The 18,635-nt window shown below is 64.7% G+C and carries 13 protein-coding genes and 1 tRNA gene; 5 read left to right on the top strand and 9 right to left on the bottom strand.

Features of this window, described 5'->3' with window-relative positions:
* The first annotated feature begins 218 nt into the window (after nucleotides 1-218).
* Complete coding sequence (locus AC1ME3_RS07595; protein ID WP_480955488.1) at nucleotides 219-1,583, top strand: hypothetical protein; 1,365 nt, start codon at nucleotides 219-221, stop codon at nucleotides 1,581-1,583.
* A 930-nt stretch (nucleotides 1,584-2,513) separates the two neighbouring features.
* On the opposite strand, the gene AC1ME3_RS07590 is transcribed toward AC1ME3_RS07595, so the two are convergent.
* On the bottom strand, nucleotides 2,514-2,687 hold the full coding sequence (locus AC1ME3_RS07590; RefSeq protein ID WP_480955487.1) for a hypothetical protein: 174 nt from the start codon (nucleotides 2,685-2,687) through the stop codon (nucleotides 2,514-2,516).
* 404 nt (nucleotides 2,688-3,091) lie between these two features.
* Nucleotides 3,092-3,167: transfer RNA gene (locus AC1ME3_RS07585), tRNA-Thr, on the bottom strand.
* Nucleotides 3,168-3,301: 134 nt separating this feature from the next.
* Here AC1ME3_RS07585 and AC1ME3_RS07580 point away from each other — a divergent pair.
* Both AC1ME3_RS07580 and AC1ME3_RS07575 read left to right on the top strand, forming a co-directional pair.
* Nucleotides 3,302-4,468, top strand: a complete 1,167-nt coding sequence (locus AC1ME3_RS07580; protein WP_480955486.1) for a PAS domain-containing protein — start codon at nucleotides 3,302-3,304, stop codon at nucleotides 4,466-4,468.
* Between the two features lie 76 nt (nucleotides 4,469-4,544).
* The gene (locus AC1ME3_RS07575; RefSeq protein ID WP_480955485.1) at nucleotides 4,545-9,161 is read left to right on the top strand and encodes an NAD-glutamate dehydrogenase; all 4,617 of its coding nucleotides are present in this window, start codon (nucleotides 4,545-4,547) and stop codon (nucleotides 9,159-9,161) included.
* A 162-nt stretch (nucleotides 9,162-9,323) separates the two neighbouring features.
* On the opposite strand, the gene AC1ME3_RS07570 is transcribed toward AC1ME3_RS07575, so the two are convergent.
* The 7 genes from AC1ME3_RS07570 to AC1ME3_RS07540 all read right to left on the bottom strand — a co-directional run bounded on the left by AC1ME3_RS07570 (nucleotide 9,324) and on the right by AC1ME3_RS07540 (nucleotide 17,656).
* Complete coding sequence (locus tag AC1ME3_RS07570) at nucleotides 9,324-10,439, bottom strand: PepSY-associated TM helix domain-containing protein (RefSeq protein WP_480955484.1); 1,116 nt, start codon at nucleotides 10,437-10,439, stop codon at nucleotides 9,324-9,326.
* Nucleotides 10,440-10,591: 152 nt separating this feature from the next.
* Nucleotides 10,592-11,275 carry a Fe2+-dependent dioxygenase gene (locus AC1ME3_RS07565; protein WP_480955483.1) on the bottom strand — a complete coding sequence of 228 codons (684 nt, stop codon included), beginning with the start codon at nucleotides 11,273-11,275 and terminating at the stop codon, nucleotides 10,592-10,594.
* Nucleotides 11,276-11,333: 58 nt separating this feature from the next.
* Complete coding sequence (locus AC1ME3_RS07560; RefSeq protein WP_480955482.1) at nucleotides 11,334-13,820, bottom strand: TonB-dependent receptor; 2,487 nt, start codon at nucleotides 13,818-13,820, stop codon at nucleotides 11,334-11,336.
* Between the two features lie 71 nt (nucleotides 13,821-13,891).
* Nucleotides 13,892-14,149 carry a ribbon-helix-helix domain-containing protein gene (locus AC1ME3_RS07555; protein WP_480955481.1) on the bottom strand — a complete coding sequence of 86 codons (258 nt, stop codon included), beginning with the start codon at nucleotides 14,147-14,149 and terminating at the stop codon, nucleotides 13,892-13,894.
* Between the two features lie 7 nt (nucleotides 14,150-14,156).
* The gene (gene cobT / locus AC1ME3_RS07550) at nucleotides 14,157-15,980 is read right to left on the bottom strand and encodes a cobaltochelatase subunit CobT (RefSeq protein WP_480955480.1); all 1,824 of its coding nucleotides are present in this window, start codon (nucleotides 15,978-15,980) and stop codon (nucleotides 14,157-14,159) included.
* Between the two features lie 4 nt (nucleotides 15,981-15,984).
* Nucleotides 15,985-16,989 carry a cobaltochelatase subunit CobS gene (gene cobS / locus AC1ME3_RS07545; RefSeq protein ID WP_353443936.1) on the bottom strand — a complete coding sequence of 335 codons (1,005 nt, stop codon included), beginning with the start codon at nucleotides 16,987-16,989 and terminating at the stop codon, nucleotides 15,985-15,987.
* Nucleotides 16,990-17,032: 43 nt separating this feature from the next.
* Nucleotides 17,033-17,656: a winged helix-turn-helix transcriptional regulator gene (locus tag AC1ME3_RS07540; protein ID WP_480955479.1), complete on the bottom strand. Its 624-nt coding sequence runs from the start codon at nucleotides 17,654-17,656 to the stop codon at nucleotides 17,033-17,035.
* 140 nt (nucleotides 17,657-17,796) lie between these two features.
* Here AC1ME3_RS07540 and AC1ME3_RS07535 point away from each other — a divergent pair, with 140 nt between their 5' ends.
* Together AC1ME3_RS07535 and AC1ME3_RS07530 are read left to right on the top strand one after the other, a co-directional pair.
* The gene (locus tag AC1ME3_RS07535) at nucleotides 17,797-18,225 is read left to right on the top strand and encodes a VOC family protein (protein ID WP_480955478.1); all 429 of its coding nucleotides are present in this window, start codon (nucleotides 17,797-17,799) and stop codon (nucleotides 18,223-18,225) included.
* A gap of 42 nt (nucleotides 18,226-18,267) precedes the next feature.
* Entirely contained in the window at nucleotides 18,268-18,627 is a 360-nt protein-coding gene (locus AC1ME3_RS07530) for a thioredoxin domain-containing protein (RefSeq protein ID WP_480955477.1), read from the top strand.
* The last annotated feature ends 8 nt before the right edge of the window (nucleotides 18,628-18,635 follow it).

The following is an 18,635-nucleotide window of genomic DNA, read 5'->3' as shown; positions in this document are numbered from 1 at the left end:
CTGTGCAAGCCGGTCTTTGCAGCGACCTCGTCGGGCCGTTCGCCGAATATGCAGCAACGACGATCGCGTGGCGTTGGCGTCGCGCAGCGAGCCTGGAACAGACGGTACGCACCGACCTGGACCTCGCCGCCGCGCCGCCATCGGCGGCGCCAAGCCTTTAGCGAAACGGTAAGGTTGCTCCGGCATTGAGATCGTCGTTGCAGTAGCCGGAGGGCGGAATGTCGAGAGCAGCCCTGCGTGCCGTTACACTCGGCGTTTCAGTCGGAGCATTTCTGTTCGGGCTGTTCTACGCCATGAATGCCCTGAGCCTGCGACAACCTACCGCAGCGATGGTCGACCATGTGCGCGCGGCATATCGTCAGGGCGATCTCGACAGCGACGACTACAAGCGTGGCGATACGCGTCTTGGCGAACATCAGTTCAACGATTGCCTGATCCTGGCCATGGCGATCGATCACCGCGCCCCGGAGCGCGACCTGCGCATCAGTCCGACACACGCATTCCCACGGATGAATGACGGGATGTGTCGGAACCTGCGATCCGTCGCGAAGGACGGATTCGGCGCGAGGCCGATCGTCTTCTACCACAATTACATCCATGGCCATGTGACGCTGACGCGGTTTCTGCTGAACAGGCTGCGTCTCGATCAGATCAGGGCGTTATACAAGACGATCGGCATCGCGCTCGTCGGACTTGGTCTGATCGTCGGGCTCTGGCAGCTAGCCAAAGGGCGCGTGCAGGGAGCTTTCTGGGCGCTGATGTTCTTCGTGTTCGGCCGCTGGTTCGGACTCGAGACCTTTGGCCAGTCGCTGGGACATGGCCCCAGCGACATCGTGTTCCTTGGCTATGCGGTGGGACTGGCATTCGCATCGGCGCGGGGCGGCGTCGGCACGCGAACGCTCGTCGTGTCGGCGGCGGCGTACGGAGGGGCAACGATCATATTCGAGCTTCTGACCGGCGGCATCCCGCTCGGACTGGCCCTGCTCGTCGGAGGATTGCCGTTCGCCTGCTCCGATGGCGTACGCATCGGCCGCTCAGTGATCTTGAGCGTGTTCGCCTATTGCAGCGCCATTGTTACCTGCTGCGTCATCAAGCTGATCCTCGTCGCGCACGTCTTCGGTTGGGGAGCGGTGATGCATATCGGCAACCAAGGCGCGCAGCGGATCGCCGGCGCTCCTGCGACGGAGACCGCAATCCCTCTCGGCGTCATGGTATGGGTGTCAAGCATCTGGGGGCAGATGACGGGACTGGCGTCGGGCATGGCACCGTTGACACTTCTAGTCCTGGAAACCTCCGTCATCGCAGGCATCTGGGGCATCGCCACGATCCGCTCGCGCGCTGGCGGGACGATCGGCGTCCACGTCGCCTGCCTGGCGCTGTCCAATGCGCCCATCGTCATCTGGATGGCGGTGTTCGCACAGCACACCATCGTGCACGCATGGTTCATGGACAGGATGTTCGCGTGGACGATCGTAACAGGTGCCGCGATTTTCATGATCGCCGTCGGCAGGACCCACGGCGCGCGCTGGTCGAGAGGCTGGCCCGCTCCAGAGATCGGCATTCCGGCTGCGCGCTTCGAATAGTTGGAACGCGGTAATAAACCCGCGCCTCACCGCGCTACGGGATAGCGCTCATACCTGTGTCGCGGTGGGCAAGGCCGTGCAGCTTTTCGCCAACTCGACAAGTTGGTGCCTGTTCTCTCGATCTTCGAGATTTCTATAAAGCTGGACGGTATTCTCGAGAGATCTTCTCAGGCCGGACTGAAGATCACGAAGACCTGGAATATTTCAGCTACACTTAGCCGTAGCAAGGGCTTGTCTACGTGTTCCTGACGGTTGGGGAATTACAGATGCCGGCAAAAATCATCTCTGTAATTTAGGCGTGAGTGGCCTTAGCCCGGCAGAAGTTCAGATAGTCAGTGATTTCCGCGCTTAGTTAGAAAAGATTAAAAACGATACAACTCCTGCATTTTTCGAAGAAGCGAGCCGCTGTAACGAAGGCGAATTGTATCGCTCCGCCATTGGTATGTCTTGGCTTGCGGCCGTTGACGTTCTTCACCGGACAGTGGTCGCTAAATATCCGCCAGATTTCAATGTATCGGCGAAATTGCTCGATGGCAAATGGCGCAACGCGGTAAATTAAGATGGCCTCGGAAAGATGAATGAAGAAGTATTTCTCGAGCGATGCCCCGCTAGTTGCGTAATAAAAAAATCAAAAAGACAAACTTTTGTAAGGTTTGAAACTACGCAACGGCTTCGGTCACCCTAACGGCCTAAAGGTAGGTCCAAACTCTGTTGGAAAACAATATCGAGATTCTGCTGCTAAACGCGTTTCACCGCTTGCAGTGTAATATCTTATCTTATTTGTTGACAGCTACCTGCATCCGATACTTAGATACATAATTTCCAATTCGTCTGCAACCGACTGGTAGCGCGCTACAAACTTTAACACGGCGTGACATAATAGACGATGGCCATCGTAATAGAGCAGAGGTCCGATTTCGCCGGTTATGGTCAGACGCTTGCGATCGCCGAGGGTAGGTCGCCCCTATTGCCAACCGCTGCCGACAGCGAGACGTACGTGTCATCGACCGGCAGACGTTCTCCGCGCACACCGCCACGCAAGCGCGGCGACAGCTTGCCGGCGGTAATCCGAAACGCCGTCGAGCGGCGCGAGGAGCGAGTCATTAAGGCAAAGGTCAAACGGCCCAAAATCCTGCTCATTGCAGACTGACTTGGAACGGATCCGGAGTGCTATCATCCTCTACTCTGGTGAAGTGCCGCTATAGTTCCAACCTGCAAACCATCCAACGCCGGCTACCCGACTGCGTTCAGATCGACATCCACCTTCAAGTCTGCGTCCTCGAAGTGGCACTTGCTCACCAGAAGCTGCCAATCAGGTACAGGCACGGTTTGCGACGATGCGGGGGCCACTGCTACGAGTCCGGCCAACGCAGAGGCACAGATCAAGCGAAGCATAGCCACGACTTCCTACCCAAAGCGCCCCACGTAGGACCCAAACGAATAGCCTAGCTAGACCGCCTCCCGTAGGAAACATACTGCTGACCAACGTTATGTAACTTAAAGAAGGGTGGTGCCGCTTACAGGACTCGAACCTGTGACCCCCGCATTACGAATGCGATGCTCTACCAGCTGAGCTAAAGCGGCCCGATGACGGATGTATCCGGTCGAGGGGGCGGCAACTACCAGCGGTTTTGCGGGCTGACAAGCGGTTTGCGAGTTTACTCTGTGTTTACCAAGCGCGGTGCACAAGCGGGGCGACGATACGGGGATCTTTGGGCATGACAACGGCGCGCAGCGTAGACGACGGACGCGCAGCGGGCGCAGATACCGAGGCGCTTGTCGGCACTTCGCTGCGGACAGGCTTGGACGCCGGCGTGCGCGATTCGGCCGATGCTGGCGTCAACGACGTGATGTTCGATCTCGGCGGTGACGAGCGGCGTATGCACGTGCGCGCCTACAACCATTGGGTGTCGCTGCTGAAGGATCGGCCCTACCCGTCGATCGCGGATCTCGAGCCCGAGACGATCACCGATTTCGGGCCGCACAGCGTGCTGCTCGATTTCAGTCACGGCATGGGCGATCCGAAGATCGCGTATCTCGGGCGGGCGCTGCGCGAGGAATGTGGGCTTGAGGGGCCGATCGCGACGATCGCGGACGTGCCGAGCCGGTCGCTGCTGTCGCGGCTGACCGATCATTACCTGCAGATCATCGCCAATCGCGCGCCGATCGGCTTCGAGGCGGAGTTCGTCAGCAGCCGGGGACGGACGACGCTGTACCGTGGGATCCTGATGCCGTTCGCGTCGGGCCCGTCTGCACCTAGAGGCGTGACGATCGACTTCATCTATGGCGTGATCAACTGGAAGGAGCTCGCGGACGCCGATCTTCAGGCGGCGCTTTCCGCGGAGCTCGATGCCGCCGTTCACGCGATTCCGTACGGACCGGGTGCGACCGCGCAGGTGTGGGCGGATGGGCCGAGCGGTGGCTTCGATATCATGCCTACCGAACCGGAGCCCGCGGCCTTGCCGGAACTGGTGCTGGATGATCCGTTGCCCGCCGACTATGTGCTTGTCGGGCGGTTTGGCGAGCAATTGGCAATCGCGCGGGAGAGCGCGGCGCAGGTCCGCGCGGCCGAAGCGCGCAGTCGTGCGGCGCTACACCGGACGCTGGGTCGGGCGCATGATCTTGCAGTGTCATCCGTACAGGACGGCGATGATTTCAGCGCGATACTGTCTGCTACCTGCATGCCGGGTGGGACGGACGCGATAACGCAGATCGTCGCGCTCGTGTTTGGCGCGAATTTCGAGGCAGCGCGGTTGGAGACATTCGCGACGGTGCTGCGACACGCCCATCGGCATCAGGTGCCGGCAGGCGGTTTCGCGAGCTTTCTCGGCGGGTTCGACGGCGATCTTGCCGCGATCGCTGCGGCCGAACGGGCTGAATTCTAGGTGCGCCGCAGCATATTTCTTCGCACCTGCCACAAGGGTTGAGATAGGCGAATAGCGGGCGCATAGGCCCTGACCTATGGCGAACCAATCGTTGAACACGCTCACCGAGACCCTTGCGGGCCGGTTGACCGAAAGGGCCCTTCCGGGCGAACTGAGGGACTTCGGGGCGAGCGAGGTCGCGCAGGCCGCGGCGTTCGTCGCCGCGACTGCCGCGCACCGCGACGACGGTGCGCCGGCGATCGCGATCGAACCGATCAGCGGCGACGATACGCGGCGGCGGATGCGGCTCGCGATCGTCAACGACGACATGCCGTTCCTGGTCGATTCGATCGCGGCCGCGATCGGCGCGCAGGACATCGCGGTCGATCGGATCATCCACCCCGTCGTCCGCACGACGCGCGCGCCCGATGGCACGCTGCACGCGATCGACGCGGACGGCCAAGGCGCGGGTCGGCCCGAATCGATGATCTATCTGGAGATGGAGCGGGCCGATGCGCGTGACCGTCGCGGGCTGATCGAGGACCTCACGGCTGTTTTGGCCGATGTCCGGGCGGCGGTGACCGACTGGCGCGCGATGCAGGCGGCGCTCGACGACGATATCGCGAAGTTGCCCGAAGGCGAAGGCGCCGCTCTGTTGCAGTGGTTCCTGGGCGGCCATCTGACGCTGCTCGGGCATCAGATCTGGCATCGTGACGGGAGCGGTCACGCCGCGCTCGGTATTGCGCGCAACGAACACCGCGTGCCGATCCTTGCCGAAGCCTCGCGCGGGCTGGCGATCAAGTGGTTCGAGGCGGGCAACGACGCGCCGTTGTTGCTGAAGTCGAACCTGATCTCGACCGTGCACCGTGCGGTGCCGCTCGACCTGGTCGTGGTGCCGGTGATGGAGGGTGCGACGGTCGCCGGGCTCTCGATCTACAGCGGCCTGTGGACCAGCGCTGCGCTCGCGGCGATGCCGCGCGACGTACCGGTATTGCGCACGCGGCTTGCAGCGATGAAGGCGAAGTTCGGGTTCGATCCGCGCGGTCATGCCGGCAAGGCGTTGACCCACGCCTTCACCGCACTCCCGCACGATCTGGTGATCGCGTTCGCACCCGATGCGCTGGAGGATCTGGCGCTGACCGCGATGAGCATCGCGGATCGGCCGCGGCCTGCGCTCGTGCTCGTCGAATCGGCGCTCGGGCGTCACCTGTTCGGGTTCGTCTGGCTGCCGCGTGACGACGTCACCACCAGCCGCCGGGTCGCGATTGGCGACATGCTGGCGGAGGCGGCGAATGCGAGCGTGCTCAACTGGTCGATCGCGCTGGAGGACGGCGAGGTCGCGATGATTCGCTACACGCTCGACCTGCGCGGCGATGGCCGGATGCCCGACGTCGCGCCGCTCGCGCTGCGGTTGCAGCGGATGGTGCGCGGCTGGGTTTCGGACGTCGAGGCCGCCTTGGTCGAGACGTTGCCGCCGCCGCGTGCCGCACGGCTTGCGCTGAAATGGGCGGCCGCGTTCCCGCAGAATTACCGCAACCTCAGCACGCCTGCCGAGGCCGCAGAGGATATCCAGCGCATCGCCGCGCTTGCTGACGCGGATGCACGTGGCGTGCGCCTCGTTCCGGGCGAAGCCGGCACCGATCCACAGCTGAAGATCTACAAGCTGGGTGGTGCCCTCCCCCTGTCGGACGCAGTCCCGGTGCTAGAGAATTTCGGCTTCCGCGTGATCGGCGAATTGCCGACGCGGTTGCGCGACGACAGCGTGCCGTTCGTGCATGATTTCGTGCTGGAGGCAAATGACGCGGCGCAGCAGAGCGACGCGCCCGTGCTCGAAGGCGCGATCGCGGCGGTACTGGAAGGCGCAGCCGAGAACGATGCGTTCAACCGGTTGATCGTCGAACTCGGGATGCGTCCCGAGGCGATCGTGCTGTTCCGTGCGTGGTTCCGGTATCTGCGTCAGGCGGGGCTTCCTTATGGCCTGACCACCGTGGTTGATGCGTTGCGGCGTGCGCCGAAGGTCGCGGCCGCCCTGATCGCGCGGTTCACCGCGGTCCACCATCCGGATCATCCCGGCAATGCGATCGAGGCGGACCAGGCGATCGAAGCCGGGCTCGACGCGGTCACCGCGATCGACGACGACCGCATCCTGCGCGCCTATCGCAACCTGATCGCGGCGACGCTGCGGACCAACGCGTTCACGCCTGCATCGTCCGAGGCGCTCGCGTTCAAGCTCGACAGCCATCTGATTCCCGGCCTGCCCGCCCCCGTGCCGTGGCGCGAGGTGTGGGTCTATTCGCCTCGCGTCGAAGGCATCCATCTGCGTGCCGGCCCGGTGGCGCGTGGCGGCCTGCGCTGGTCCGATCGTCGCGACGATTTCCGCACCGAGATCCTCGGGCTGATGAAGGCGCAGCGCGTCAAGAATGCGGTGATCGTGCCGACCGGCGCGAAGGGCGGCTTCTATCCGAAGCAACTCCCTGCCCCGTCGAATCGCGACGCGTGGCTGGCCGAGGGGACGGAGAGCTACCGGATCTTCATCCGCACCTTGTTGTCGATCACCGACAACATCGTCGAGGGCAAGGTCGTGCATCCGGACGGCGTGACGATCCTCGACGGCGAGGACCCGTATTTTGTCGTCGCCGCCGACAAGGGCACCGCGACGTTCAGCGACGTCGCGAACGCGCTCGCGCTCGAACGCGGCTACTGGCTGGGCGACGCGTTCGCCTCCGGTGGCTCGGTCGGGTACGACCACAAGGCGATGGGGATCACCGCCAAGGGCGCTTGGCTCAGCGTCCAGCGGCACTTCGCCGAACGTGGCCTCGACGTGCAGAGCGAGAGCATCACCGTCGTCGGCTGCGGCGATATGTCGGGCGACGTGTTCGGCAACGGCATGTTGTTGTCGAAGACGCTGAAGGTCATCGCGGCGTTCGATCATCGCCACATCTTCCTCGATCCCGATCCCGATCCGGCGACCAGCTGGGACGAGCGCAACCGGATGTTCGCGCTGCCGCGGTCGAGCTGGGCGGATTACGACACCGCGCTCATCTCGAAGGGCGGCGGCGTATTCGCGCGCACCGCTAAGGTCGTGAAGCTGTCGCCGCAGGTGCAGGCCGCGCTCGGCATAACGGCAAGCGAGATGGAGCCGGGCGCGCTGATCTCGGCGATCCTCAAGGCGCCGGCCGACCTGCTCTGGTTCGGCGGCATCGGCACCTATGTGAAGGCCGCGTCCGAAGCGAACGTCGCGGTCGGCGATCCGGCCAACGACCGGTTGCGCGTCAACGCCGAGGATCTCCGCGTGATCGCAATCGGCGAAGGCGCGAACCTGGGCGTCACGCAGGCGGCGCGCATCGCGTTCTCGGCGCGGGGCGGGCGGATCAATACCGACTTCATCGACAATTCGGCGGGCGTCGACTGCTCGGATAACGAGGTCAACATCAAGATCGCGCTCAACCGCGAGATGATCGAGGGGCGGCTCGACTATGACGACCGCAACACGTTGCTCGCCAGCATGACCGACGACGTCGCGCACCTGGTGCTGGAGGACAACCGGCTCCAGACGCTGGCGCTGTCGATCGCCGAGGCGGATGGCGCGGTCGCGGTGCCGAGCTATGTGCGCGTGATCGAGATCTTCGAGGGTGGCGGACGGCTTGATCGCGCCGTCGAGGGGCTGGCGTCGAACGATATCCTGCTGCGTCGCGGCCAGGATGGCCTGGGGCTCACGCGGCCTGAGCTGGCCGTGCTACTGGCGACCGCCAAGCTCGGGTTGCAGGATGCGATCGAGCATAGTGATGTCGCCAAGGACGACGCTTTGAAGCCGGATTTGCATGCCGCGTTCCCGGCGGCGATGCGCGAGCGCTTCGCGACGGCGATCGACGAACATCGGCTGCGGCCCGAAATCGTCGCAACCAAGCTCGCCAACCGGATCGTCAACCGACTGGGCATCCTCTACCCGTTCGAGCTGGCGGAAGAGGAAGGCGCGGCGATGGGCGACATCGCGGCGATGTTCGTCGTCGCCGAGCGCCTGTTCGACCTGCCCGCATTGTGGGCGGAGATCGAAACGGCGGTGATGCCCGAGGCGGCGCGGATCGCGCTGTTCGACGAGGTGGCGGTCGCGACCCGCTCGCAGATCGCAGACCTGTTGCGCGTGTCTGCGCCGGGCGCCGTGCCGGGCGACGTACTCGCACGGTTGGCGAAGGGCATCACGCAGCTCGACAGCCAGACCGCGGCGTTGCTGCTTGAGGAAGCAAGTGCGCAGAGCAGCCGCATCGCGGGGCAGCTCGAAGCGGTCGGTGCGCCGGGCGATCTGGTGCGCAAGGTCGTTCGCCTGTTCGAAATGGACGGCGCGGTCGGGCTGGCGGATCTCGGCGAGCGGATGGCGCTCGACGAGGCGGTGGTGACGCGGGCCTTCACGCATCTCGGGCAGGCGCTGGGGCTCGACTGGGCGCAGGCGAATGCGGCGCGAATCAGCCCAACCGATCCCTGGGAGCGGTTGCTGGTCGCCGGGCTGGCACGCGATTTCCAGCAGTTGCGGCTGGAGTTCCTGGCGCGGTGCGGTGCGCAGGATCCGCAGGGTGCGGTCGAGAAGTGGCTGCTGACGAATTCGGCACGGGTGGCGCAGTTCAAGGCGGTGATCGACCGCGCGCGCCATGCGGCGGTGCCGAACGCGGCGATGCTGGCGCAGATCGCCGGGCAGGCGCGGGTGCTGCTGGGGCGGTAACTTCGAAACCCCTCTCCCCTACGGGGAGAGGGAGGGGCCCGCGTGCTCTTGCGCGTGGGAGGGTGAGGGGAATGAGGCTCGGGACGCGAGTCCCAACCGCCCCTCACCCTCCCGTCGCCAAGAGGCTCCTCCTTCCCTCTCCCCGGAGGGGCGAGGGACAGGTTAGGCCCGCCGCGCTGCCAACTCAGCCTTCCACTTCCGCGCGCGCCACCACATGATCACGCCGGTCACCGCCAGCACGGCCGGCAATATCCCGCCCAGGAAGATGATCACCTGCCACAGCGCACCCATGTCGGTGCCGTCGTGGATCCGTCGCATCCACCGCGCCATGCCGCCCTGAGTCCGCGCGGGGGCCGCGGTCGCGCCGCCGGTGTCGTCCGCCACCTTCACCCCGATCGGCGCGCCGCCGTTCTGGCCCCTGCCCTGAAACGTCACCGTCCAGTCCGCGCTGAGGTCGGTCGGCCACGTGACGCTCCGTAACGGTGCATTATCGACGATACCGCGCGCCTTGCCGATCGCCACCGCGAGTGGCTGCGCGGGCGACGCCAGCGGTCTTGCGCGCATCATCGCGCCGCGATCGGGACCACCTCTCGGCCGCGACGTCTCGCCGGTGAGCTTTCCGAAGATCTGCGGGAACGAGATCCAGGCACCCGTCAGCGACAGCACGAACAGCGGCAACGCGATCCAGAACCCGAACAGGTGATGCAGGTTCGTCTCGACGTCGCGGTTCCGTCGGAACCGCAATCCGCGCGTCCACTTCCCGACTGTCGGCCACCACAGCCACAGCCCGGTAAAGCACGACACCATCATCGCTACGCCGATCCAGCCGACGATCGTGCGCCCGACGCCGGGCAGTTGCAGACTTCCATGCAGCACGTGCAGGAACCGTACGAGCCCGCCGTTTGACGGCGACACCTCCAGCACGCGCGCGGTCGGCGGATCGAGATACACCATCGTCCGCTGGGGTGGCCCTGGCCGGGTCGGCGCGCTGGCTGAACTGGCCGCGACGACCACCGGGCCGCCGTCGTCGGGCATCGTCAACGTCGCGATCCGCTCGCCATGCTTCAACGCGGCGCGCGCCGAGGCGACATAGCCGTCCGGCTCAACCACGGTCTTGCCCGAGACCGCATAGCGCGCCGGATCGACGATCCGGTCGAGCGCATCATGCCACACCAGCGCCGCGCCGCTCAGCGACAGCGGGATGATGAGGATCGCCAGTGCCAGCCCGATCCACTTGTGGACCTGGAACCACGCGCGTCGCATCGCCAGCTTGTTCATTATCTACTCCCTGTGTGGGGAGCGTGGCATGGCGAGTGCGCGCAAGTCCATCCACACACACCCGTCAGCCTGACGAAAGTCAGGACCCAGGGTCACGCGCGGTGCGCTGCTTTGCTCTGGGTCCTGACTTTCGTCAGAATGACGGAGCGGGATTACGCGTCGGCCCAGCGGCGTAGGAGATTATGGTACACACCCGTCAGCCGCACGGTCGCCGGATCGCCCTGCCCTTGCGCCGCCGCGACCGCCTGCACGCCCTGGTCGAGATCGAACAGGATCCGGCGCGCGCCGTCGTCGCGCACCATCGACTGGAGCCAGAAGAACGACGCGGTGCGTACCCCGCGCGTGACCGGCGTCACCCGGTGCAGGCTCGATGCCGGGTAGAGGACCATGTGCCCGGCGGGCAGCTTGACCGACTGTGGGCCGAACTGGTCCTCGATCACCAGCTCGCCGCCATCGTACGTCGCCGGGTCGTCTAGGAAGAGCGTTGCCGACAGGTCGCTGCGGATGCGGAAGTCGGTGCCGCGCTTCATCCGGATCGCGTTGTCGACGTGCAGCCCGAAATCCTGTCCGCCGGCGTAGCGGTTGAACAGCGGCGGGAACACTTTCAGCGGCAGCGCCGCCGCCACGAACAAGGCCGATCGCCCGAGCGCGTCGAGCACGATCCCGCCCGCCTCGCGCGCGGCGGCCGAGTCCTCCGGCAGTTGCTCGTTGCGCTTGGCGAGCGCGCTCTGTGGCCCCGACGTGGCATTGCCGTCGATCCACTCGGCGTGGTCGATCAGCGCGCGGACACGGGCGACGCCGGCAGCATCGAGGACATCGGGGATCGCGATCAACATGGCATCACCCTAGAATGCGGCGGCGATACCGGCAAACTGCCCGCGTCGCCGCCGAGCCTCACAGGCTGTAGAACAGCGTCAGCCGCACCGAGCGCGCCTCGCCCGGCGTCGCCCAGCCATTGTTACGGATGCCGGTGTAGTATTTCTCGTTGGTGAAGTTCTGTACGTTCAGCTGCGCGGTCAGCCCGTTGCCGACGGTGTACGACAGGAACGCGCGGTGCGTCAGGTAATCAGCCGAGTGGAATACCGGCGTTACCACGGTCGTCGGTGCAAGCGGGGTGGCCAGCGCGCTGTTGTTGAGCGCGAACGCCCCCTGATAGGTTAGGCCGTAGCCGAGCTGGAGGCCGAACGGCAGCGTGTAGGTAGTGAACAGGCTGCCCGAATGCTTCGGCGTGTTGGTGAGCTCCTGCCCCGCCTGCGTATCTAGGATCGCAGCCGAGTTGCCGCACGGATTGGTCGTCGTCGTGGTCGTGCCGACGGTCGTACGGACCGGGCCCGGATTGGCGAGACAGAAGTTCGAGACGCTCTGGATGACCTTCGCCTTCAGGTACGTGTAGTTGGCGAAGATCGAGAAGGCGTGCGAGATGCTGCCGCTGGCGCCCAGCGCGATGCCGTCGACGCGCGAACGGCCGTCGTTGACGCCGAGCGTGGTGACGATCGGGTCGTTCGTGGCGACACGGTAGTTGGTACGCTCGTTGCGGAACACCGCCGCCGTCAGCTGCAGCTTGCGCGAGAACAGGTCCGCCTTCGCGCCGAGTTCGTAGTTCACCGCTTTTTCCGGCTTCACGTCGCATGGGTCGAGCTGGCCCGCGGGTGCGTTGATCAACGTACCACAGCCGAGCCGGACGGTCGCAGAGGTCGGCGTGGTCGCGTTGCCATACGACGCGTACAGGCTGACGGTCTCGATCGGCTTGAAGTTAATGCCGCCGCGGTACGAGAACAGCGTTTCGTCGCTCGTCTGGTTCAGGCCGCGCGTATAGGTGCCGAGCGTCGCGTCGGGCACGACCGAAAAGGTATCGGCGCGGAAACGGCCCTTGGCATGCTCGTAGCGCAGGCCGAAATTCACCTCGATCTGCGGGATCACCTTGATCGTATCGAAGGCGTAGACTGCCGCATTGCTGGTGGTGCCCTGCGACCGGCCGGCCTGGATGAAGTTGAACGGGCCGGTGTAGTCGGTGTTAGGGTTGGCGAGGTTGATCGGTGGCTGGGCGACCGTCGCACCGGTCGCGGTACGCAGCGTGTTACCCGTGACGATGGTATAATCCTCCTGCGCGAAGGACGCGCCGAGGACCAGCGTATGCTCCAGCCCGGCAGTATCGAAGACCGAGCGGAGATCGGTCTGGTTATAGAGGATCTGGTTTTCCTGGTTTCGGACGAAACCGCGCGGGCCGCTGGGATAATAGGAACCGGGTATGTTCTGACCCGGAGCGGTTGCCGTCGGAGCGATACAAACCGCTGGCGTCGTCGCGACATTGGTCAGCGGCTGCGGCTGGAACCCGGTCGACAGGCAGAACACGCCCTGCGGCGCGCTGGTCAGCGAATCCTGCTGGACGCGCTGCCACCGGCTCAGGTTGCGGATCGAGACCTTGTCGGAGAAGCTGTGGCTGACCGTGGCGGTGGCCTGGTCGACGGTGATGTCCTGCTTGTCGAGATTCCGGATGCCGTAATAGGCCGAGTTGTCGGCACCCGGCAGCGGCCCGTTGTTTACCGCATTGCGGAAGTACGGCACGCCATAGACGGGGACGTTCTCGTCCTCCTGATGCAGATATTGCAGCGTCAGGCTGGTCGGGCCCTCGACGCCGACGATCAGCGACGGCGCAACCGCCCAACGCTTGTTGTTCTCGACGTCGCGGCCGGGAATGTCGTTCTTGTGTGCGACTGCATTCAGGCGGACCGCGACGAGGTCACTGACCCGGATGTTCGAATCGAGCGTGGTGCGGTAGTAATCGTCGGTGCCGACGCCGCCGGACACAACCGTCAGCGTCTCCGCCTGCGGGCGCTTGGTGACGAGGTTGATCGTGCCACCGACCGATCCGCCACCGCCGAACACGCTGTTCGCGCCGTTATAGACCTCGACCTGTTGCAGGTTGAACGTCTCGCTGCGGCTATACTGCGCGCTGTCGCGGACGCCGTCGATCGTGATGTCGTTGTTGGCGGAATAGCCGCGCAGGTTGATGCTGTCGCCGTAGCCGCCGCCGCCTTCGCCCGCGCCGAAGGTGATGCCGGGGATCGTCTGCAACACGTCGCGCAGGGTGAGCAGGTTCTGCTTGCGGATCGTCTGGTCGCCGATGATCGTGACCGTCTGCGTCGTGTCGAGCAGGCTGCGCGTCGCCTTCGGGCTCTCCAGCGTGGTCGCGGGGACGGTCTTGCCGTTGACGACGATTTCGTCGCGGTTGAGCTGTTTTTCCTGGTCGTCGGCCGCGTGGACCTTTGCCGATTCAGCTGGGCGATCGGCGGCGTAGGCTGGTGCGCTGGCAATGAACCCTACGCACGAAAGCGCAAGAAATGCAGGCGCGGCGGACGAACGCGACGTGAGACCAGACATGCGAAACCCCTTATTGTTGCGGGTTCGCTATTGAGAGTCGTTCTCACTGTCAACGCTATTGCGACTAATTCTCATGCGGCGGTTAAGAACAGCCATGATCTCAAGGCGCTAGCGAGATTGGGGGGATCGTCGGCCAAGATGCGTATCGCGTCGATCTCTGCGACCAGCGCAGACAAGGGCAACGCAAGACGCGCCGCAGCGGCCTCCAGCGCCTGCCAGAAGATGGGTTCGAGGCTGATCGAGGTCTGGTGGCCGGCGATCGTGATCGAGCGTTTGACGGGTCCGTGGAACCCGCCTGCGGGCGCCGCAATGCCGCCGCCCGCGGTCACCCGCGGATCATTCGGTATCGAACAGCGAGGCCAGCTGTTCGATGATCGTCCCGCCGAGCTGCTCGACGTCCATGATCGTCACGGCGCGCGCGTAATAGCGGGTGACGTCGTGGCCGATGCCGATCGCGACCAGCTCGACCGGCGACTTGCTCTCGATCCAGCCGATCACTTGGCGCAGATGCCGCTCCAGATACGAGCCGGAGTTCACGCTGAGCGTGGAATCGTCGACCGGCGCGCCGTCGCTGATCACCATAAGGATGCGGCGTTCCTCGGGCCGTGCGACCAGCCGGGCATGCGCCCACATCAGCGCCTCGCCGTCGATATTCTCTTTCAGCAAGCCCTCGCGCATCATCAGGCCGAGCGAGTTGCGCGCGCGGCGCCACGGCTCGTCGGCGCGCTTGTAGACGATGTGGCGGATGTCGTTGAGCCGACCCGGCTGCGGCGGACGTCCCGCAGCCAGCCACGTCTCACGGCTCTGCCCGCCCTTCCAGGCGCGCGTCGTGAAGCCGAGGATCTCGGTCTTCACCCCGCAGCGTTCCAGCGTGCGCGCGAGAATGTCCGCGCTGATCGCCGCGATTGAGATCGGACGACCGCGCATCGAGCCGGAATTGTCGATCAGCAACGTCACCACGGTGTCGCGGAAGTCGGTCTCGCGCTCGGCCTTGTAGCTCAGCGACAGAGTCGGGTTGACGATCACGCGTGCGAGCCGCGCCGCGTCGAGGATACCCTCCTCCTGGTCGAAATCCCATGACCGCGACTGTTGCGCCATCAAACGCCGCTGGAGCCGGTTGGCGAGCTTAGACACGGTCGATTGCAGGTGCACGAGCTGCTGGTCGAGATAGCCGCGCAGGCGGGCGAGTTCGTCGGCGTCGCACAGCTCGGTAGCGGCGATCACCTCGTCGAACTGCGTCGTCCACGGCTTGTAGTCGAACGCGACGCCCATGTCCGCGAAGGGACGGTTAGGGCGGACCGGCTGCATGCCTTCCTCGCCATCGTCGCCGGGCTCGCCGTCGATGTCGTCCATCGACTCGTCACTCTGCTCATGGCCGTCGCTTTCCTCGTTCTGCTGCTCGGACTGTTCGCCCCGCGCCTCGACTTCGCCCTGGCCGTCCTCGCCCTGGTCGTCGCCTTCGTCGCCCTCGTCCTGCTGCTGCTCGTCGGTGCCCTCGTCCTCGGAGCCGCCTTCGTCGCTCTCCTCGGGGACCTGATCGCCTTCGACCAGTTCGAGTTCCTGCAGCATCTTTCGCGCAAGACCCTGGAACGCCTTTTGGTCGTCGAGCGCGTAGGCCAGCGCGTCGAGATCGGTCTTGCTCTCGATCCACTCACGCACTAGCGCTAGGCCAGGAGCGGCGATCGCGGGGGATTCCTGCCCGGTCAGCCGCTCGCGTACCATGAGGCCGAGCGCGGTCGACAGCGGCACCTCGTCACGATTGCGCGCACGCGTAATCGGATCGGCGCGAAGGCGAACGTCGAGCGCCCGTTCAAGGTTCTCGGTAATCCCCGCATAACCGCGCGACCCAAGCGCCTCGACCCGTGCGGTTTCGACCGAATCAAACACGGCGCGCGCCACCGCGTCGACCGGCGCCGCACGGTTATGCAGCGCGATGTCGTGATGCTTCAATCGCAGCGCGAACCCGTCGGCAAAACCACGCGCCTCAGCGACCTGCTCGAGCGGAAGAGCACGAGCCGGCATCGGCACCTTGATGTGCTTGCCGCTCTGCGTCGGTGCATCGGCGGTGAAGGCGAGTTCAACCTCCGGCTCCTCCGAAATCGCACGCGCGGTGCCGGCAAGAACCGCCTTGAAGCGATCGAGAGGAGTTTCGTTGGCCAAAGGTTTAGGCCTTGCCCACCACGCTCTCGGGAAGGTCCTTGCCGAACACGCGCTGGTAATATTCGGCAACCAGCGGCCGTTCCGCCTCGTCGCACTTGTTGAGGAACGACAGGCGGAACGCGAAGCCGACATCGCCGAAGATCAGCGCGTTCTGTGCCCAGGTGATCACCGTGCGCGGGCTCATCACGGTCGAGATGTCGCCGTTGACGAAGCCCTTGCGCGTCATGTCGGCAACCCGGACCATGTTCTCGACGGTCTTCTTGCCCTCGGGCTTGTCGTATTCACCGGACTTGGCGAGCACGATCTGCGCCTCGACCTTGGCGGGCAGATAGTTGAGCGTGACGACGATGTTCCAGCGGTCCATCTGGCCCTGGTTGATCTGCTGCGTGCCGTGATACAGCCCGCTCGTATCGCCGAGGCCGACCGTGTTGGCGGTCGCGAACAGGCGGAACCACGGGTTAGGGCGGATCACGCGGTTCTGGTCGAGCAGCGTCAGCTTGCCCTCGGTCTCCAGCACGCGCTGAATCACGAACATAACGTCAGGGCGACCTGCATCATATTCGTCGAACACCAACGCGGTCGGCGTCTGCAAGGCCCAGGGCAGCAGGCCTTCGCGGAACTCGGTGATCTGCTGGCCGTCCTTGAGGACGATCGCATCGCGGCCGATCAGATCGATACGGCTGATGTGCGCGTCGAGGTTGATGCGGATGCAAGGCCATTTCAGGCGCGCCGCGACCTGCTCGATATGCGTCGACTTGCCGGTGCCGTGATAGCCTTGGACCATCACGCGACGATTATGAGCGAAGCCCGCCAGCACGGCGAGCGTGGTGTCGGCATCGAAGACGTAGGCCGGATCGAGATCGGGTACACGCTCGTCGGCTTCGGAGAAGGCCGGCACTTCCATGTCGGAATCGATTCCGAACATCTCGCGCACCTTCACCATCTTGTCTGGTGCATCGAGGATCGTGGTCTCGCGGCTGTCTGGCTGGGTATTCGGGATATCGGTCATGTTGGCCTCGTGTTCCCCACCGCTCTAGGACAAGCGAGGGGCGTTACTCAACCGCGACCTTTTCCGGAAGCGGGAAGAGTGTGACGAACCGCTCGGCAAGCGCACGGTTCCCGGTGATCTGCAATGTGCCTTCGGCTTCTGCATCGCGAAAGGGCCTTGCGCCATAGATCAGCGATGCGATCGTCATCGGATCGCCGTCGAACGTGACGTCCGCGACCGAGGGGTCGGTGCGCACGACATGGATCCACTCGCCATCGACCCGCCCGACGAACCCTTCGGTGCCCAGCCGAAAGCCGACAACCGCGGTCCAGCCATCGGCACGCTGCCGCGAGAACATCGTCCGGAACGACAGCATCAGCGAGGCTGCGCTAAGCGGCAGGGTCGGATCATGCGCAGGCGACCGCGCCGCCCATCGACCGAGTTCGCGGATCGCGGTCTCGCTCTCATAGCCCCAGGGCGTCAGTTCATAGACCTGCACGCTGGACGGCGAGGGCAACGTGCGCCGGATCAGGATGCCGGCGCGCGCCAGTCCCTCCAGCCGCTGCGTCAGGACGTTCGCACTGATCCCGCCTAGGTTGGCCTTCAATTCGCCGAACCGCCGCGGACCGAACATCAGTTCGCGCACGACCAGCAACGACCATCGCTCTCCGACCAATTCAAGTGCCATCGCCGTGCCGCACGCATCGTCATACCACCGTGCCGAGGAGCCTTTAGTTACATTTTCTAACTTCATAGTTGCTTTAAGTAACCACCGCAGGCATGCAATGCAAATACGGTGTGAAACCGAGTCGAATCAGGAGAGCAGCCATGAGCAAAGCCATCTTCGTGAACCTGCCAGTCGCCGATGTCGTGGCCGCGACGGCGTTCTACGCAGCAATCGGGTTCGAGCGGAACGCGATGTTCTCGAACGATCAGGGATCGGCAATGGCATGGTCCGACACGATCATGGTGATGCTGCTCGACCGCGCCTTTTATGCGACCTTCACGGCCAAGGCTATCATCGACGCGAAGACGTCCAGCGGTGTGCTGCTGGCGTTGTCGTTCGACGCCCCGGCCGACGTCGATGCGATCACGGACGCGGCATTGGCGGCGGGCGGGCGCGAGTTGCACGATCCCGAAGACCTGGGCTTCATGTACAGCCGCGCCTTCGAGGACCTCGACGGGCATGGCTGGGGACCATTCTCGATGGACATGGCGGCGGCGGCGCAGGCGATGGGCGAGACGCGGCCGGCCTGATTCCGCCCTCGCGATATCTACAAAGGCGAAACGATGCGACCGATGATCACGGCTTATGACTGGGTTCCCGATTTCGCCAAGAGCCAGGTGCGGGACCTGCGCGTTCGCTGCGCGCTCGAGGAGGTCGGCCAGCCCTATGACATGCTGTATCTTCAGCAGGGCGAACAGAAACGGCCGCCGCAGCGCGATCGCCAACCCTGCGGGCAGGTGCCAACGTACGAGGCAGGCGACCTGACGATGGTGGCGGTGTTTTGCAGCCTTGGCGGCACGCCGTTGCTCGATGTGCATCCGACAGTGACCGAGTATGTCGCGCGAGGCGAAGTGCGTCCGGCCTTTGCGAGAGCACTCGCCGACCAGTCGGCAGGGTTCACCGGCGCACCGGCGCCGACGTTCGCCGCATAGGTGGCGGC

Source organism: Sphingomonas sp. BL2 (assembly GCF_056680015.1).
This window is presented reverse-complemented; position numbering and strand designations above follow the sequence as displayed.

Excerpts from the sequence above, each read along its gene's own strand:
- AC1ME3_RS07595 (WP_480955488.1), top strand. The coding sequence starts at position 219 with ATGTCGAGAGCAGCCCTGCGTGCCGTTACACTCGGCGTTTCAGTCGGA.
- AC1ME3_RS07590 (WP_480955487.1), bottom strand. The coding sequence starts at position 2,687 with ATGACTCGCTCCTCGCGCCGCTCGACGGCGTTTCGGATTACCGCCGGC.
- AC1ME3_RS07580 (WP_480955486.1), top strand. The coding sequence starts at position 3,302 with ATGACAACGGCGCGCAGCGTAGACGACGGACGCGCAGCGGGCGCAGAT.
- AC1ME3_RS07575 (WP_480955485.1), top strand. The coding sequence starts at position 4,545 with ATGGCGAACCAATCGTTGAACACGCTCACCGAGACCCTTGCGGGCCGG.
- AC1ME3_RS07570 (WP_480955484.1), bottom strand. The coding sequence starts at position 10,439 with ATGAACAAGCTGGCGATGCGACGCGCGTGGTTCCAGGTCCACAAGTGG.
- AC1ME3_RS07565 (WP_480955483.1), bottom strand. The coding sequence starts at position 11,275 with ATGTTGATCGCGATCCCCGATGTCCTCGATGCTGCCGGCGTCGCCCGT.
- AC1ME3_RS07560 (WP_480955482.1), bottom strand. The coding sequence starts at position 13,820 with ATGTCTGGTCTCACGTCGCGTTCGTCCGCCGCGCCTGCATTTCTTGCG.
- cobS (WP_353443936.1), bottom strand. The coding sequence starts at position 16,989 with ATGACCGATATCCCGAATACCCAGCCAGACAGCCGCGAGACCACGATC.
- AC1ME3_RS07540 (WP_480955479.1), bottom strand. The coding sequence starts at position 17,656 with ATGGCACTTGAATTGGTCGGAGAGCGATGGTCGTTGCTGGTCGTGCGC.
- AC1ME3_RS07535 (WP_480955478.1), top strand. The coding sequence starts at position 17,797 with ATGAGCAAAGCCATCTTCGTGAACCTGCCAGTCGCCGATGTCGTGGCC.
- AC1ME3_RS07530 (WP_480955477.1), top strand. The coding sequence starts at position 18,268 with ATGATCACGGCTTATGACTGGGTTCCCGATTTCGCCAAGAGCCAGGTG.